Origin of the sequence: Pseudalkalibacillus hwajinpoensis (assembly GCF_015234585.1) — a bacterium.
In the GTDB taxonomy this organism is placed as follows: domain Bacteria; phylum Bacillota; class Bacilli; order Bacillales; family Guptibacillaceae; genus Guptibacillus; species Guptibacillus hwajinpoensis_B.
Genome location: NZ_JADFCM010000001.1, coordinates 1 through 15783 on the forward strand (window position 1 = coordinate 1; position 15783 = coordinate 15783).

General features: G+C 41.0%; 13 protein-coding genes and 1 rRNA gene. 6 read left to right on the forward strand and 8 right to left on the reverse strand.

The annotated features are described in order from the left end of the window. Positions 1-68: 68 nt before the first annotated feature. The 8 genes from IQ283_RS00005 to dnaA form a co-directional block, all read right to left on the reverse strand. Positions 69-1619, reverse strand: a 16S ribosomal RNA gene (locus IQ283_RS00005). 304 nt (positions 1620-1923) lie between these two features. Next, entirely contained in the window at positions 1924-4485 is a 2562-nt protein-coding gene (gyrA, locus tag IQ283_RS00010) for a DNA gyrase subunit A (RefSeq protein ID WP_194218134.1), read from the reverse strand. Positions 4486-4593: 108 nt separating this feature from the next. Continuing rightward, positions 4594-6522, reverse strand: coding sequence for a DNA topoisomerase (ATP-hydrolyzing) subunit B (gene gyrB / locus IQ283_RS00015; protein WP_194218135.1), 1929 nt, complete (start codon positions 6520-6522; stop codon positions 4594-4596). Positions 6523-6591: 69 nt separating this feature from the next. Further along, positions 6592-6870 (reverse strand): extracellular matrix regulator RemB, encoded by a 279-nt coding sequence (gene remB, locus IQ283_RS00020; RefSeq protein ID WP_194218136.1) that lies wholly within the window; start codon positions 6868-6870, stop codon positions 6592-6594. 9 nt (positions 6871-6879) lie between these two features. Further along, positions 6880-7998: a DNA replication/repair protein RecF gene (gene recF / locus IQ283_RS00025; protein ID WP_194218137.1), complete on the reverse strand. Its 1119-nt coding sequence runs from the start codon at positions 7996-7998 to the stop codon at positions 6880-6882. A gap of 14 nt (positions 7999-8012) precedes the next feature. Beyond that, a complete protein-coding gene (gene yaaA, locus IQ283_RS00030) occupies positions 8013-8225 on the reverse strand; it encodes a S4 domain-containing protein YaaA (RefSeq protein ID WP_194218138.1) in 213 nt (70 codons plus the stop codon). A gap of 196 nt (positions 8226-8421) precedes the next feature. Continuing rightward, positions 8422-9564: a DNA polymerase III subunit beta gene (dnaN, locus tag IQ283_RS00035; RefSeq protein WP_194218139.1), complete on the reverse strand. Its 1143-nt coding sequence runs from the start codon at positions 9562-9564 to the stop codon at positions 8422-8424. 197 nt (positions 9565-9761) lie between these two features. Then, the gene (gene dnaA, locus IQ283_RS00040; RefSeq protein WP_194218140.1) at positions 9762-11114 is read right to left on the reverse strand and encodes a chromosomal replication initiator protein DnaA; all 1353 of its coding nucleotides are present in this window, start codon (positions 11112-11114) and stop codon (positions 9762-9764) included. 736 nt (positions 11115-11850) lie between these two features. Here dnaA and rpmH point away from each other — a divergent pair. The 6 genes from rpmH (at position 11851) to mnmE (ending at position 15761) form a co-directional block, all read left to right on the forward strand. After that, positions 11851-11985, forward strand: a complete 135-nt coding sequence (rpmH, locus tag IQ283_RS00045; protein ID WP_048311109.1) for a 50S ribosomal protein L34 — start codon at positions 11851-11853, stop codon at positions 11983-11985. 77 nt (positions 11986-12062) lie between these two features. After that, positions 12063-12437, forward strand: coding sequence for a ribonuclease P protein component (rnpA, locus tag IQ283_RS00050; RefSeq protein WP_194218141.1), 375 nt, complete (start codon positions 12063-12065; stop codon positions 12435-12437). Further along, positions 12434-12655, forward strand: coding sequence for a membrane protein insertion efficiency factor YidD (yidD, locus tag IQ283_RS00055; protein WP_194218142.1), 222 nt, complete (start codon positions 12434-12436; stop codon positions 12653-12655). The genes rnpA and yidD overlap by 4 nt, the downstream gene beginning before the upstream one ends. Positions 12656-12712: 57 nt before the next feature. Next, the gene (spoIIIJ, locus tag IQ283_RS00060) at positions 12713-13480 is read left to right on the forward strand and encodes a YidC family membrane integrase SpoIIIJ (RefSeq protein WP_194218143.1); all 768 of its coding nucleotides are present in this window, start codon (positions 12713-12715) and stop codon (positions 13478-13480) included. After that, a complete protein-coding gene (gene jag / locus IQ283_RS00065) occupies positions 13477-14097 on the forward strand; it encodes an RNA-binding cell elongation regulator Jag/EloR (RefSeq protein ID WP_194218144.1) in 621 nt (206 codons plus the stop codon). The genes spoIIIJ and jag overlap by 4 nt, the downstream gene beginning before the upstream one ends. A 287-nt stretch (positions 14098-14384) precedes the next feature. After that, a complete protein-coding gene (gene mnmE / locus IQ283_RS00070) occupies positions 14385-15761 on the forward strand; it encodes a tRNA uridine-5-carboxymethylaminomethyl(34) synthesis GTPase MnmE (RefSeq protein ID WP_194218145.1) in 1377 nt (458 codons plus the stop codon). Positions 15762-15783: the final 22 nt, after the last annotated feature.

Here is a 15783-nt window from a genome sequence, read left to right on the forward strand (position 1 = left end):
TCTTTCAAAACTAAACGAAACGCTCATGTAAGGTTGGTAACGTAAGTTACCTTCGTAATTCTCCATAGAAAGGAGGTGATCCAGCCGCACCTTCCGATACGGCTACCTTGTTACGACTTCACCCCAATCATTTGTCCCACCTTCGGCGGCTGGCTCCATAAAGGTTACCCCACCGACTTCGGGTGTTACAAACTCTCGTGGTGTGACGGGCGGTGTGTACAAGGCCGGGAACGTATTCACCGCGGCATGCTGATCCGCGATTACTAGCAATTCCGGCTTCATGCAGGCGAGTTGCAGCCTGCAATCCGAACTGAGAACGGCTTTATGGGATTCGCTTCACCTCGCGGTGTTGCTGCCCTTTGTACCGTCCATTGTAGCACGTGTGTAGCCCAGGTCATAAGGGGCATGATGATTTGACGTCATCCCCACCTTCCTCCGGTTTGTCACCGGCAGTCACCTTAGAGTGCCCAACTAAATGCTGGCAACTAAGATCAAGGGTTGCGCTCGTTGCGGGACTTAACCCAACATCTCACGACACGAGCTGACGACAACCATGCACCACCTGTCACTCTGTCCCCCGAAGGGGAACGTCCTGTCTCCAGGATTGTCAGAGGATGTCAAGACCTGGTAAGGTTCTTCGCGTTGCTTCGAATTAAACCACATGCTCCACTGCTTGTGCGGGCCCCCGTCAATTCCTTTGAGTTTCAACCTTGCGGTCGTACTCCCCAGGCGGAGTGCTTAATGTGTTAACTTCAGCACTGAGGGTGGAACCCCCCAACACCTAGCACTCATCGTTTACGGCGTGGACTACCAGGGTATCTAATCCTGTTTGCTCCCCACGCTTTCGCGCCTCAGCGTCAGTTACAGACCAGAGAGCCGCCTTCGCCACTGGTGTTCCTCCACATATCTACGCATTTCACCGCTACACGTGGAATTCCACTCTCCTCTTCTGCACTCAAGTCCTCCAGTTTCCAATGACCCTCCACGGTTGAGCCGTGGGCTTTCACATCAGACTTAAAAGACCGCCTGCGCGCGCTTTACGCCCAATAATTCCGGACAACGCTTGCCACCTACGTATTACCGCGGCTGCTGGCACGTAGTTAGCCGTGGCTTTCTGGTTAGGTACCGTCAAGGTACCGCCCTATTCGAACGGTACTTGTTCTTCCCTAACAACAGAGCTTTACGACCCGAAGGCCTTCGTCACTCACGCGGCGTTGCTCCGTCAGACTTTCGTCCATTGCGGAAGATTCCCTACTGCTGCCTCCCGTAGGAGTCTGGGCCGTGTCTCAGTCCCAGTGTGGCCGATCACCCTCTCAGGTCGGCTACGCATCGTCGCCTTGGTAAGCCATTACCTTACCAACTAGCTAATGCGCCGCGGGCCCATCCTGCAGTGTTAGCTCGAAAGCCAACTTTCAACATTGCACCATGCGGTGCGATGTATTACCCGGTATTAGCTCCGGTTTCCCGGAGTTATCCCAGTCTGCAGGGCAGGTTGCCCACGTGTTACTCACCCGTCCGCCGCTAAGATCAGGGAGCAAGCTCCCATCTCTTCGCTCGACTTGCATGTATTAGGCACGCCGCCAGCGTTCGTCCTGAGCCAGGATCAAACTCTCCGATAGAAAGCTTAATCTAGCTTTAAAACAATGTTTTGTTTCCGTAGAAACAACTACTTACATGGCGTTTCGTTCAGTTTTCAAAGATCGATTTGTTTCTTTCGTTTTCGCCGTTGTTTATCGGCGACTTAAATAATATATCATGTAATGCGTTATCTCGTCAACACTTTTTTATAAGTTTTTTATAACCAATATTAGAAGGTTTTGGAGACACCGTCAAAGCGACGGAATTACATCTTATCATCTGCTTATCAGTATTGCAATAGAAAAATTAAAAAAAGAAGAGGATTTCTCCTCTTCTTCTAACTTGTTACTCTTCTTCAGGCTTTGAATCGTCGTTATCATCATTCTCGACGATCTCTTCAGCTTCAACATCAATGATTTCTTCCGCACTTACTTCATTAGTAGGTTCTGTATCTTCGATGTCCTCACCTTCGATCCCCTCTTCATTAATCTCTACCTTCGCAACCGTTGCGACAGAGTCACCTTCAGAGATACGGATCAATCTCACACCTTGCGTGTTTCTTCCGGTTTGAGAAATATCCTGTACATCGATACGAATAATGACGCCACTCTCAGTAATAATCATACATTCTTCTTCAAGCGTGACAGTCTTGAGAGCTGTTAACACACCATTACGTTCAGTAAGGTTACACGTCTTGATACCTTTACCGCCTCTTGTTTGCACGCGATACTCTTCAACAGGTGTTCGTTTACCGAATCCTTTATCAGTCACAATAAGTACATCCTGGTTTTCATCTAGAATGCCTATACCGACAACTTGATCGTTCTCCTGAAGGGTGATCCCCTTAACACCAGTAGCTGTTCGCCCCATAGATCTAACGTCTTCTTCATGGAAGCGAATCGCCATTCCTTGTTTCGTTCCCATAATAAGCTCTTTCGATCCATTCGTTAGACGAACGCCCATTAGCTCATCGTCTTCTTTAAAGTTGATGGCAATGAGCCCACCCTTTCGAATATTCGCAAAGGCAGATAATGGAGAGCGTTTAACAACACCCTGCTTCGTCGCAAAGAAAACGAACCAATCATCAACAAACTCTTCTATAGGAATAATTGCAGTGATATATTCATCTTTTTCTATTTGAAGGAGATTAATAATTGGAATCCCTTTCGCCGTTCGACTAAGCTCAGGTACTTCATACCCTTTAAGTCTGTAGACCTTCCCTTTATTCGTAAAGAAAAGAATCGTATTATGCGTCAGAGTAGTGAATAGGTGTTCAACAAAGTCACCATCATTTGTACCCATCCCCTGAATTCCACGACCACCGCGCTTTTGACTACGATACGTATCGATTGGCAGACGCTTTATATACCCTTTATGTGTGAGGGTAATAACAATATTTTGTTTAGGAATTAAATCTTCATCCTCGATCATATCGAAGCCAACCGTTATTTCGGTACGACGTTTGTCTGCGAACCTTTCTTTTACTTCCGCTAGCTCTTCGCGAATGATTTCAAGAACTTTCTCTTCATCAGCAAGGATCGCTTTTAGTTCAGCGATACGCTTCATTAATTCTTGATATTCTGATTCAATTTTATCACGCTCTAGACCAGTTAAACGCTGAAGTCGCATATCAAGGATCGCCTGAGACTGATCATAGCTTAGCGAGAACTTTGTCATAAGGCCTTCTCTAGCAATATCTGTTGTTTCAGAAGCTCGAATTAATTTAATCACTTCATCTAAATGATCAAGTGCAATTCGCAAACCTTCTAATATATGTGCTCTTGCTTCCGCTTTGTTTAGCTCAAACTGCGTTCTTCTTCTAATAACAACCTTTTGATGCTCTAGATAATGCTCAAGACATTCTTTTAGCGTTAATACTTTTGGTTGTCCATCTACTAGAGCAAGGGTGTTAATCCCGAAGCTAGTTTGAAGTGCAGTTTGTTTATATAAGTTATTTAGGAGAACATTCGCATTTGCATCTTTACGCACTTCAATGACAACACGCATTCCTGTGCGGTCAGATTCGTCACGAAGATCTGTGATACCCTCTATCTTTTTATCGCGAACAAGCTCTGCGATTTTTTCGACAAGACGTGCTTTATTAACCTGATAAGGAAGTTCAGATACAATGATCGTCTTTTTACCATTGCTAAATTCTTCGATTTCAGCTTTTGCCCGCTGGATAATTGATCCTCTACCAGTCATATAAGCTTTGCGAATACCCTCACGTCCAAGAATCTCAGCTGCAGTCGGGAAATCTGGTCCTGGAATAAACTCCATTAATTCAGGTATCGAAATCTCTGGATTCTTACTAAGTTCCAAAATCCCTTCAATGACTTCCCCAAGGTTATGCGGTGGTATATTCGTAGCCATTCCTACAGCGATACCTGAAGCTCCGTTTACTAGTAAGTTAGGAAACCTTGCAGGGAGAACAATTGGTTCTTGTTCAGAGCCATCATAGTTGTCCTGGTAGTCTATTGTGTCTTTGTTAATGTCTCGCACCATTTCCATAGCGATTTTAGACATTCTCGCCTCAGTGTAACGCATTGCAGCTGCTGAATCTCCGTCAATAGAACCAAAGTTACCATGGCCATCTATTAACATATTACGATAGCTAAAGTCCTGAGCCATGCGCACCATTGTGTCATATACAGCTGAATCACCGTGTGGATGGTACTTACCAATTACTTCTCCAACAATACGCGCAGACTTCTTGTAAGCTTTATCAGAAGTCATACCCAGGTCATTCATGGCATACAAAATACGGCGATGCACTGGTTTTAAACCATCTCGTACATCAGGAAGAGCTCGACTTACAATAACGCTCATCGCATAATCCATGAAGGAGGTGCGCATTTCCTGACTAATATTTATTTCCTTAACTCTCGATCTTTCCATATCAGACATACGGAAAACCTCCAATTATACTCTTGTTCATCTCATAACATTTAGCTGTATTGCCTTATTAACCCTTGAACAGCAGAAAAGGGGGGATTCCCCCCTTCAGCTTATTTCTTAAACATCTAGATTCTTTACATAATGGGCGTTGTCTTGAATAAAGTTCCGTCTCGGTTCAACACGATCTCCCATTAACATATCAAAGACTTCATCCGCTTCGATCGCATCTTGTAGTTCAACTTGCAGTACTGTACGAGACTCAGGATCCATCGTTGTTTCCCAAAGCTGAGTTGGATTCATTTCACCTAGACCTTTGTATCGCTGAATACCGGGCTTAGGAGCTTTCGGAATCTCGTTCAAAATAATATCATGCTCGCGGTCATTATAAGCGTAAGTGACTTTTTTTCCTTGTGTAATCTTATAAAGTGGCGGCTGGGCAATGTAAACATAGCCATTTTCAATCAACGGACGCATATAGCGATAGAAAAATGTTAATAGAAGCGTTCGAATGTGGGCTCCATCAACATCCGCATCAGTCATGATAATTAATTTGTGGTAGCGAGCTTTTGATAAATCAAAATCTTCACCTATACCTGTTCCAAGTGCTGTGATAATCGCTCTAATTTCGTTATTTGATAGTATTTTATCTAAACGTGCTTTCTCGACGTTCAGAATTTTACCTTTTAGAGGCAATATTGCTTGGAAATGACGATCACGTCCCTGTTTAGCTGATCCACCCGCTGAGTCACCCTCAACAATATAGAGTTCAGAAATAGAAGCATCTTTAGATGAGCAATCAGCTAATTTACCTGGGAGAGCGCTCACTTCAAGAGCACCTTTCCTTCTTGTTAACTCTCGTGCTTTCTTTGCTGCAGCACGAGCGCGTGAGGCCATAAGACCTTTCTCAACTATTTGCTTAGCAACGAGGGGATTTTCAAAAAGGAATGTAGAGAACTTTTCTCCAAAAATAGACTCGGTAATTGTACGAGCTTCTGCATTTCCAAGCTTTGTTTTCGTCTGACCTTCGAATTGAGGATCAGGGTGCTTAATTGAAATGATTGCAGTTAATCCTTCTCGTACATCATCCCCTGTTAAGTTAGGGTCCGTTTCACGGAATAAACTATTTTTTCGTGCATAATCATTAATAACGCGAGTAAGGGCTGTTTTAAAACCGTATTCATGACTTCCACCCTCATGCGTATTGATGTTATTGGCAAATGAGTAGATATTACTCGCAAAACCATCATTGTATTGAACAGCGATCTCGACAGAAATCCCTTCACGTTCACCTTCTACAAAGATTGGTTCTTCGTGGAGCGCTTCACGTGAACGATTTAAATGTTCAACGTATGATTTAATACCGCCCTCGTAATGATATTCATTACGCTTTGTTTCTTCAGGACGCTTGTCTTGCGCAACAATTTTAATTCCGCGATTTAGAAAAGCAAGTTCTCTAAGACGGTGAGCAAGAATATCAAATTCATATTCTATTGTTTCCGTAAAAATTTCGGTATCAGGGATGAAGTGAATAGTTGTCCCAGTTACATCACTATCACCAATAACCTTAAGATCTTCATCAGGTACACCGCGTGTATAGCTTTGATAATAAACTTTGCCTTCACGTTCTACCGTAATTTCAAGTTTAGACGACAAAGCATTTACAACTGATGCCCCTACACCGTGCAGTCCACCGGACACTTTATATCCACCGCCGCCAAACTTACCACCGGCATGCAGCACAGTCATAATAACTTCGACTGCAGGGCGGCCCATTTTCTCTTGAATACCGACCGGAATGCCTCGTCCGTTATCCTCTACTTTAATGCTATTGTCTTTCTCAATACTAACTGTAATTTGCGAACAGTACCCTGCAAGAGCTTCATCGATACTGTTATCAACAATTTCCCAAACAAGATGGTGGAGTCCTCTGCTACTTGTGGAACCGATGTACATTCCTGGGCGTTTTCGAACAGCCTCAAGTCCCTCAAGGACCTGAATCTGACTTTCATCGTAACTTTCTTTATTAGACTGTTGCTCTAATGTCATATTGTTCACCTACATTTCTCTATCAAAGATAGACTCAATTAAGCTTGCTGATTGACAGCCAACCTGGTTTTAAGATGATTCTCCATTCGATGTTACTTCTACACTATCCGATACTGTATAAGCACGTCTTTTTAGTGTGAGTGAAGATAAAGGGGACAGATAGACCGTATCAGTTGTGATAACGATTGATTTCGTTAAATCACCACCAATATCTTCTACTAGCTTATCTTTTTGATGGCGGTGCAAGAATTCATTCGTAATCTCCGCTTCCTCCATAACTTGCCAATCAAAGATGCCAACAACATCTCTCGATTGAACAACTACGTCCTCTCCTAAGTGTATAAACACCACTTCACCTCATTTCACCTTTTCGATTAGTCCATCTTGGACTTGAAAAGTCGTCGCTTTCTCAAGCGTTTCATGATGGATGCCTTCGACGCTAGTCGTTGTGACAAACGTCTGGACCTTCCCCTGAATTGTATTTAAAAGATGAGACTGCCTGTAATCATCTAACTCCGACAGAACATCATCGAGCAGAAGTAAAGGATATTCGCCTACTTCACTATGAATCAATTCAATTTCAGCAAGTTTTAGTGATAAAGCCGTGGTACGCTGTTGCCCTTGAGATCCATAAGTTTGAACGTCTTTTCCATTTACAAAAAACGACAAATCATCTCTATGGGGGCCCGCTAGGGTAACACCACGCTCAACTTCTCTCTCTTTAATTTTATCAAACTTTTGCTTATATCCATCTACTATTTTCGACAAATCGGTTGGTTCTGATACCTCTACAGTTGGATTATAGTGAATTTCAAGTTTTTCTAGCCCTCTACTAATTCCATAATGAATTGGTTCAGCCCATTGTTGAAGGAGTTGAACAAATCGAACTCGACGTATATAAATATTCGCAGCAGCTTCAATTAATTGTTCGGTCAAGATATCCAACATTACATAATCGGGATTTTTTTGATATCGCAAGGTCTTTAACAAGCTGTTACGCTGCTGAAGAAGCTTCAGATATCGACCAAGATAATAGAGATAGACTGGTTGTACCTGGCCAATTTCAATATCGATGAATCTTCTGCGAACGCCAGGATTGCCTTTAACCAGATTGAGATCCTCTGGTGCAAACATGACAACATTCAGTGCACCAATGTAGTTGCTCAGTTTCTGCTGTTCCAATTGATTTAGTTTGGCTTTCTTACCTTTTTGGGAAATAACCAGTTGGAGGGAGAGGGGACCATTTCGTTTTTCTATTCTACCTTCTATTTTAGCATATTCCTCGTCCCAATTGATTAATTCTTTATCTCTTGGTGTACGATGGGATCTCGCCATAGCTAGTACATAGATAGCTTCCATGATGTTTGTTTTCCCCTGAGCATTTTCACCGAGAAAAACGTTCACGTTATTTTCAAACTGCAGTTCTTGCTTCGTGTAATTTCGATAATTCGTTACTTTCAATGTGTTTAGATGCAACGGGAAACCCCCATTCAGCTAGATACAACAAACTCCCCGACTCCAGGAATCATCACTTTATCCTGATTGTAGAGTTTTCTGCCACGTCGGTCATCTAATTCTCCGTTTACATAGACCTCGTACTCTGACAGAAACCACTTTGCCATTCCGCCTGTATTAATCACTCCAGCTTCTTGAAGAAGTTGGCCAAGAGTGATGTATTCTTTAATTAATTTGATTTCATTCATCTTCGTTCACCTCATTTTCCTTCTACTCCATTCAACGATGACGAGTTTGAAGGATGACAATAGTTTATTATAACTCTTTTTTAACTAAAACGCATGACTTATAGAGTGGAAATTTCACAATGGCAAGAAAAAAGAGAAAGCCGCTGGAAGAATTCTTCTCAGCAGCTCAATATTTTTGCATGAATTTTAACTAAAATTAATAAGTTCGTACCGGTAGAATTAACTGCATAATAGCAGCTCCTTCAATAGGCTTGATTAAGAATGGACGCATCGCACCAGTAAAGCTAATATTCACTTCATTGGAATCCATCGATCTCAACGCATCCATCATGTATTTAGCACTAAAAGAAATCTTAAGCTCTTCTCCATCAAAGAATTGAGATTGTACCTGTTCAATAACTTTACCGATTTCAGGAGAGTTTGAGGAAATTTCTAACGTTGATTCCTCTATGCTTGCAAGCTTGACTACGTTATTCCTTCCTTCTCGTGCAAGAACTGAAGCTCGATCAATTGCTTGTAATAGTTCTTTTGCTGATACCGTTACGTTTGTTTTACTTTCGTTAGGTATAAGTCGACTTGTATCAGGATAGTTTCCGTCAAGAAGTCTTGAGAAAAAGAGAATGTGATTTGATTTAAATAGAATTTGATTCTCTGTAACCGTAATATCTACAAGTTCTTCGTTATCATCAATAATTTTAGAAAGTTCACTTAAGCTCTTTCCTGGGATAACGACATTTGAGAACGAAAGGTCATTACCATTAGGTTCAACCTGCACTGTTCTGAGAGCAAGTCGGTGACTATCTGTCGCAGTACAGTTTAATTCGCTATTCTCAAGCTTCCAGTTTACACCTGTCAACACCGGTCTAGTTTCTGAAGTAGAAACAGCAAATACCGTTTGTCTAATAATGTTTTTTAGGAGATCTGCTTGAATTTGAAATCCTTCTTTGGATTCTACTTCTGGTAGACGTGGATATTCTTCAGGATCTAGACCGTTAAGGTTAAACTCTGAAGATCCAGAACGGATTCTCGTTGTTAAGCTATCGTGAACTTCAATTTCTACTTGATCACCTGGTAGTTTTTTAACGATATCAGAGAAGAAACGTGCTTGAAGAACAATACTTCCCATCTGAGAGATTTCAACAATTTGTTTATCATTTTCCTCTGCGGGAATGAAACATTCGATTGAAATATCTGAGTCAGAGCCTGTTAATGTTACACCTTCATCGCTTGCCACGATTTTAATACCAGTCAGTATCGGTATCGTTGTTCTTGAAGATACTGCTTTCATGACATCAGATACGCTTGATACTAGATAATCTCTCTCGATTTTGAAACGCATAATTTACCTCCTAAATAAATGACCCTGATTATATATTTATTACTTAAAAAAAGTCGTAGTCTTACTAGTAGGGGCTGTGAATGTGTGGATAAGTGTTATTGAACCTATATCACGTAAGTTATCCACCTGTGGATAGTGTGTTAGTAACTCTGGATAATTGTACACACTCTATCAACTAATATCCACAAAAAAGGTAACTATCCATTTTTCAGCTGCTCTACTATATCTTGCAGTTTCTTCTGAAATGCTTGATCAGAATCCACTAGTTTTGAAATCTTCTCATGAGCGTGGATCACAGTTGTGTGATCTCGGCCTCCAAATTCTTCCCCAATCTTCGGAAGAGAAAAATCGGTCAGTTCTCTTGATAGATACATCGCAATTTGACGTGGGAAAGCGACTGATTTCGTTCTCTTTTTAGCCGCAAAGTCTTCTAGTTTTACTGAGAAGTGATCACCTATAACATTTTGAATATCATGGATGGTGATGACTCTAGGTTTTGATGATGGAATAATATTTTTTAGAGCTTCAGCTGCTAAGTCCGCATTCATGTCTTGATTAATTAGTGAAGAATAGGCCACCACTCGAATAAGAGCACCTTCTAGTTCACGAATATTCGTATCAATTTGGTTAGCGATATAGAGCATCACTTCATTTGGGATATCTAGACCTTCAGCTTTCGCTTTCTTTCTAAGAATCGCAATCCTTGTTTCAAGATCAGGAGGCGTAATATCAGTAATTAATCCCCATTCGAAACGTGATCGTAGCCTGTCCTCTAGCGTTGGTATTTCCTTAGGTGGTCGATCACTTGAAATCACAATTTGCTTACTTTCTTCATGAAGCGCATTAAATGTGTGGAAGAATTCCTCTTGGGTTTGTTCTTTACCAGCTAGAAATTGAATATCATCAATCAGTAGTACGTCTACATTTCGATATTTATTGCGAAAATTAACGGTCTTGTTATCGCGAATGGAGTTAATAAACTCATTAGTAAACTTCTCGGATGATAAATACACCACTTTTGCATTCGGATTATGCTCAATGACATAGTGACCAATTGCATGCATCAAGTGTGTTTTTCCTAGGCCAACCCCCCCGTAAATAAATAAAGGATTATAAGCTTTAGCTGGCGCTTCAGCCACTGCCAGGGAAGCTGCATGAGCAAAACGGTTCCCCGATCCAATAACGAAAGTATCAAACGTATATTTGGAATTTAGCACGCTCTGCGGATGTTCTTCCTGAGCGGGATTTGCTTTTGGTTTTTTCTTCATAGATTGTTCAAGATCCAAATCAGTATCGGACTGATTCTGGGGAATAATGAACTTTGCTTTGAGTTCACTGCCTGTTAGCTCAAGTAACGTTTCCGTTATTAAACTTGAGTATCTAGATTCGAGCCAGTCTCTAGCGAACTCGTTGGGGGCAGTAATAATAATGGTGTCGCCTTCCATTCTGTTAGCAGAAGTGGACTTTAACCAGGTTTCGAAACTCGGCTTACTTAATTTTTTTTCGATTTCGGATAATGCCTGTTGCCAGAGATCCGTGATGTTATCCAACGAAGTCCCTCCTTTTGTTCAAAAGTAAATAAAATTAATATCGTGAGCTTAGTTCGGGCCTCTGAATGACTCTTATCATCAGACCGGGTGACATTGTAACAGACCCTTATGTTTTTTCACCAAAATAAAAACAGGCTGTATTCGCTGACGATAGTCGCCTAATGTGCCAACGTACAACCTTTGTACAATCATTTGAATATTCACGAATAATTATACTGTCCACAATATCAAAGCGGATCATATAATATAGAAGAAAGTCGAATTATTGACTGTGTTCACATGGTTGTGGACATAAAGAATAACATACCTGAATAACTGTCCACATAATTATCCACAGACTGTGGACTCTTTTAAATCCACTCTAGCTTATTCACGAGTTAAAACACAAATATCATAACAAAAGAATAGCTTGTTTGCAATGTTTTTCGGGAGGTTATCCACAGAGGACATATCTTGTGGATCAAAACTGTCCACAGCACTAGATTTTGTGTAGAACCTGTCGATAAGTGATGTGAATAAGTGAAAAGTGTCGAATCGAGTTATCCACACGGGTGTTTTAAGAGGTTTGTAAATGATTTGATCAATCTTTATTTGGTGGAGATCATCGTAGATTTAAATGATTGCTTTTAGTTAAAGTGTGTTTGATATTTTAATTAAACTTGACAATTCCCCATGTCTTTTCTTATAATTACTTGGACTGTCTTTATACAGTTTATCCTCAGGGAGGTGTAATAGAATGAAAAGAACGTTTCAACCAAACACACGTAAACGTAAAAAAGTTCACGGTTTTCGTGCACGTATGAGCTCAGCTAACGGACGTAAAGTTCTTGCTCGTCGTCGCCGTAAAGGTAGAAAAGTATTGTCTGCATAGACCACTGATCATCAGTGGTCTTTTTTTAAGATAAGGTTTATAATATGCTTATCCAAGTAACACTGGGAGTGTGCGGATTGAATAGCAACTACCGGATTAAAAAGAATTCTGAGTTTCAGAACGTTTTCAAAAATGGAAACTCAACTGCAAACAGACAATTTGTTGTGTATGTATTAAAGCGAAATGATCAGCCTCAATTTCGATTAGGTCTTTCAGTAAGTAAGAGGATCGGCAATGCTGTGACACGGAATCGTGTGAAGCGACTTGTGAAAGAATCATTCCATCAGTTGTCAGATCAAATCAAATTTCCTTACGATTTTGTCGTAATTGCACGAAAGCCTACTTCAGAGATGAGTTTCGAGGAAGTGAAGAGCAGCTTAATTCATGTGCTTAATAGAGCGCGTGTATTGAGAGGTGCGAAACAAGTTAGTAAAGGAAGGGATTCTAAATGAAGAAAGTGGCTTTGATGCTAATTCGCGTCTATCAGAAGTTTATTTCTCCATTAACTCCCCCATCTTGCCGTTTCTACCCATCCTGTTCTCATTACAGTTTCGAATCTTACCAGAAGCATGGATTTATTAAGGGCTCCTGGTTGACGGTTAAAAGAATTTCAAAGTGCCACCCCTTTCATCCTGGCGGTTTTGATCCTGTACCGGATAAAAGGGATTAGTGGTATGCTTTTACTACATAAATCATTGTCGAGATATGATTGCAAGGAGGATGAAGCGTGAGGAAAAAAATAACCCTCGCATTTCTATTGATTGGTCTCGTTGCGGTCCTTTCAGGATGTAACATTAACGAGCCGATTGATGCAGAAAGCACGGGATTTTGGAGCGAATACATTGTATATCCGCTTTCCACAGTCTTAACATTTTTCGCTGATTTGACTGGTGATGGAAATTATGGACTGTCTATTATTATTGTTACGATTTTAATTCGACTTCTATTACTTCCATTGATGATCAAACAAACGAGAAGTTCAAAAGCGATGCAGGAACTGCAGCCAGAAATGCAGAAACTTAAAGAAAAGTACAGCAGTAAAGACCAGAAGACGCAACAGCAGCTTCAGCAAGAAACAATGCAGCTCTTTCAACAGAATGGTGTTAATCCGCTTGCAGGTTGTCTACCAATCTTAGTGCAAATGCCGATTCTTTTAGGTTTTTACCATGCTATTATGCGTACACAAGCAATTGAAACACATACTTTCCTCTGGTTTAGCCTTGGCTCTCCAGATATTATTCTGGCAGTCACTGCTGGTATAACAACCTTCATTCAGCAAAAAATCATGATGGGTAGCGGTGGAACGGTGCAGCCTCAAATGAAGATGCTTCTATACGTTATGCCAATTATGATTATTGTCTTTGCTATTAACTTCCCTGCAGCACTAGCGCTATATTGGGTTGTAGGTAACATCTTTATGATTGCGCAAACTTACTTTATTACGAAACCTACCATTAAAACCGCTGATACGAATACGGGGGGAGCGAAGAAGTGAGAAGCGTTACGGTAACGGGAAAAACGATTGAAGACGCCATTCAAAATGCGCTGAATCAAATCGGGACTGTTCAAGAGAATGTTAATATTGAAGTGTTAGAAGAGCCTAAAAAAGGATTTTTAGGTTTTGGAGGAAGGCCCGCCCGCATCAAAGTAAGCGAGAAACCTGACATCATAGAGCAAACAAGGGCTTTTTTAGAAAAAGTCATTAGCAATATGGGAGTAGAAGCCAGTATAGAAGGTAGAAGAGAGGATCGCGATCTTTATTTTACTCTATCTGGTGAAAAAATTGCGATATTGATAGGGAAACGCGGCCAAACTCTTAATTCTTTGCAATATTTGACAAATCTTGCCGCGAATCGATTTTCTGACCGATTTGTCCGGGTAGTACTCGATGCTGAGAACTACCGTGAAAGACGTGAAGAGACGCTAAGAAAGTTAGCCGATCGTCTTGCAGACAAAGCGATGGTTACGAAAAAGGATATACAGCTAGAACCGATGCCGTCGTTAGAACGTAAGGTAATTCACCTTTATTTGAAAGAAAAGAAGGGGATTTCCACTCACTCAGATGGAAAAGATCCACATCGCCGTGTGGTTATTGTTCCACGTAATAAATGATATGAAACCTTCGGGCACTTTGCCCGAAGGTTTTTTTGAGGAAAGATTGGGTTTTCTTTACTAGAAAGCTCTATTCTTTTCACCCTTCTTAGGCTGTTTGTAGGGAAAGCAAACTTATTTCTTTTTTTATTAAAATGGGTTACACTAAAAGGTATTGTGGATTAGTCTGTGGCTTTAAGATGTGAAGTTATCCACTGTGGATAATTGGTTAAACTAATACTAGCTTATATCATATAGAAAACGTAAATAAATAGAATAAAGAAGTGTGATTAGAGAGGTGAATAACTTTGGAATATGAAACGATTGCTGCGATATCGACTCCAATGGGAGAAGGGGCGATTGCGATTGTCCGACTTAGTGGTTCAGAGGCGGTTGCGATAGCTGATCGGCTATATAAGGGCAAACAGGCGTTAGAATCCGTTGATTCTCATACGATTCATTATGGTCATTTGATTGATCCTGATACTGAGCAGGTTGCAGAAGAAGTGATGGTTTCAATTATGAAAGGGCCCCGGACATTTACGAGAGAGGATATTGTCGAAATCAACTGTCACGGTGGACTGGTATCTGTAAACCGTGTGCTTGAGTTGGTTTTGCGTAGTGGTGCACGCCTTGCAGAGCCAGGTGAATTCACTAAAAGAGCTTTCTTGAATGGTCGAATTGACTTGTCGCAAGCAGAGGCTGTTATTGATTTGATTCGAGCAAAAACGGATCGAGCAATGAATGTTGCGTTAAATCAAATGGAGGGTCGCTTATCGACGCTGATTGCTACCTTGAGACAGCAACTCCTTGAGACAGTTGCTCATGTTGAAGTGAACATTGACTACCCTGAATATGATGCAGAAGAAATGACGCAAGATCTTTTAACCACGCAATTAAAGCAGGTGGCTAAGGAAATTGAAGGTATTCTAATTACAGCACGACAGGGAAAAATTTTGCGTGAAGGTTTATCTACTGTTATCGTGGGACGGCCAAACGTTGGTAAATCATCCTTGTTGAATAGTCTGGTACACGAAAACAAGGCAATTGTGACAGACGTTCCTGGTACGACCCGAGATGTTATTGAGGAATATGTTAATGTAAGAGGCGTGCCTTTAAGATTAGTGGATACAGCGGGAATTCGAGAAACGGAAGATCTCGTTGAGCGAATAGGTGTTGAACGTTCACGTGAACGCTTGAAACAAGCTGATCTCATCTTGCTTGTGCTTAATTATAATGATGAGTTGACGCATGAAGATGAGAAATTGTTCGAAGCGGTAAAAGGCATGGATGTTATTGTTATCGTGAATAAAACAGATCTAGATGAGAAACTAGATTTAACTAAGGTAAAAGAATTAGCAGAAGAGCATCCAATGATTACAACTTCATTAAAACATGAACAAGGCGTTGATGAGCTTGAACAATCCATTTCTGAACTGTTCTTTGCAGGTGAAGTAGAGTCACAGGATTTAACATATGTATCTAATTCACGTCATATTGCTTTGTTAGAACAATCGCGAAGAACGCTTGATGATGCGTTAGGCGCTGTTGAAGCAGGAATGCCGGTTGATATGGTACAAATTGATATTACTCGAACGTGGGAAATTCTTGGAGAGATTATTGGTGATACGGTATCTGAGAGTTTGATCGATCAGTTATTTTCACAGTTTTGTCTTGGGAAATAAGATGATAAAAGGAGGAATACGG

Bases quoted from the DNA above. Each gene is read 5' to 3' on its own strand.
- gyrA (WP_194218134.1), bottom strand. From the start codon at position 4,485: ATGTCTGATATGGAAAGATCGAGAGTTAAGGAAATAAATATTAGTCAG.
- gyrB (WP_194218135.1), bottom strand. From the start codon at position 6,522: ATGACATTAGAGCAACAGTCTAATAAAGAAAGTTACGATGAAAGTCAG.
- yaaA (WP_194218138.1), bottom strand. From the start codon at position 8,225: ATGAATGAAATCAAATTAATTAAAGAATACATCACTCTTGGCCAACTT.
- dnaN (WP_194218139.1), bottom strand. From the start codon at position 9,564: ATGCGTTTCAAAATCGAGAGAGATTATCTAGTATCAAGCGTATCTGAT.
- rpmH (WP_048311109.1), top strand. From the start codon at position 11,851: ATGAAAAGAACGTTTCAACCAAACACACGTAAACGTAAAAAAGTTCAC.
- yidD (WP_194218142.1), top strand. From the start codon at position 12,434: ATGAAGAAAGTGGCTTTGATGCTAATTCGCGTCTATCAGAAGTTTATT.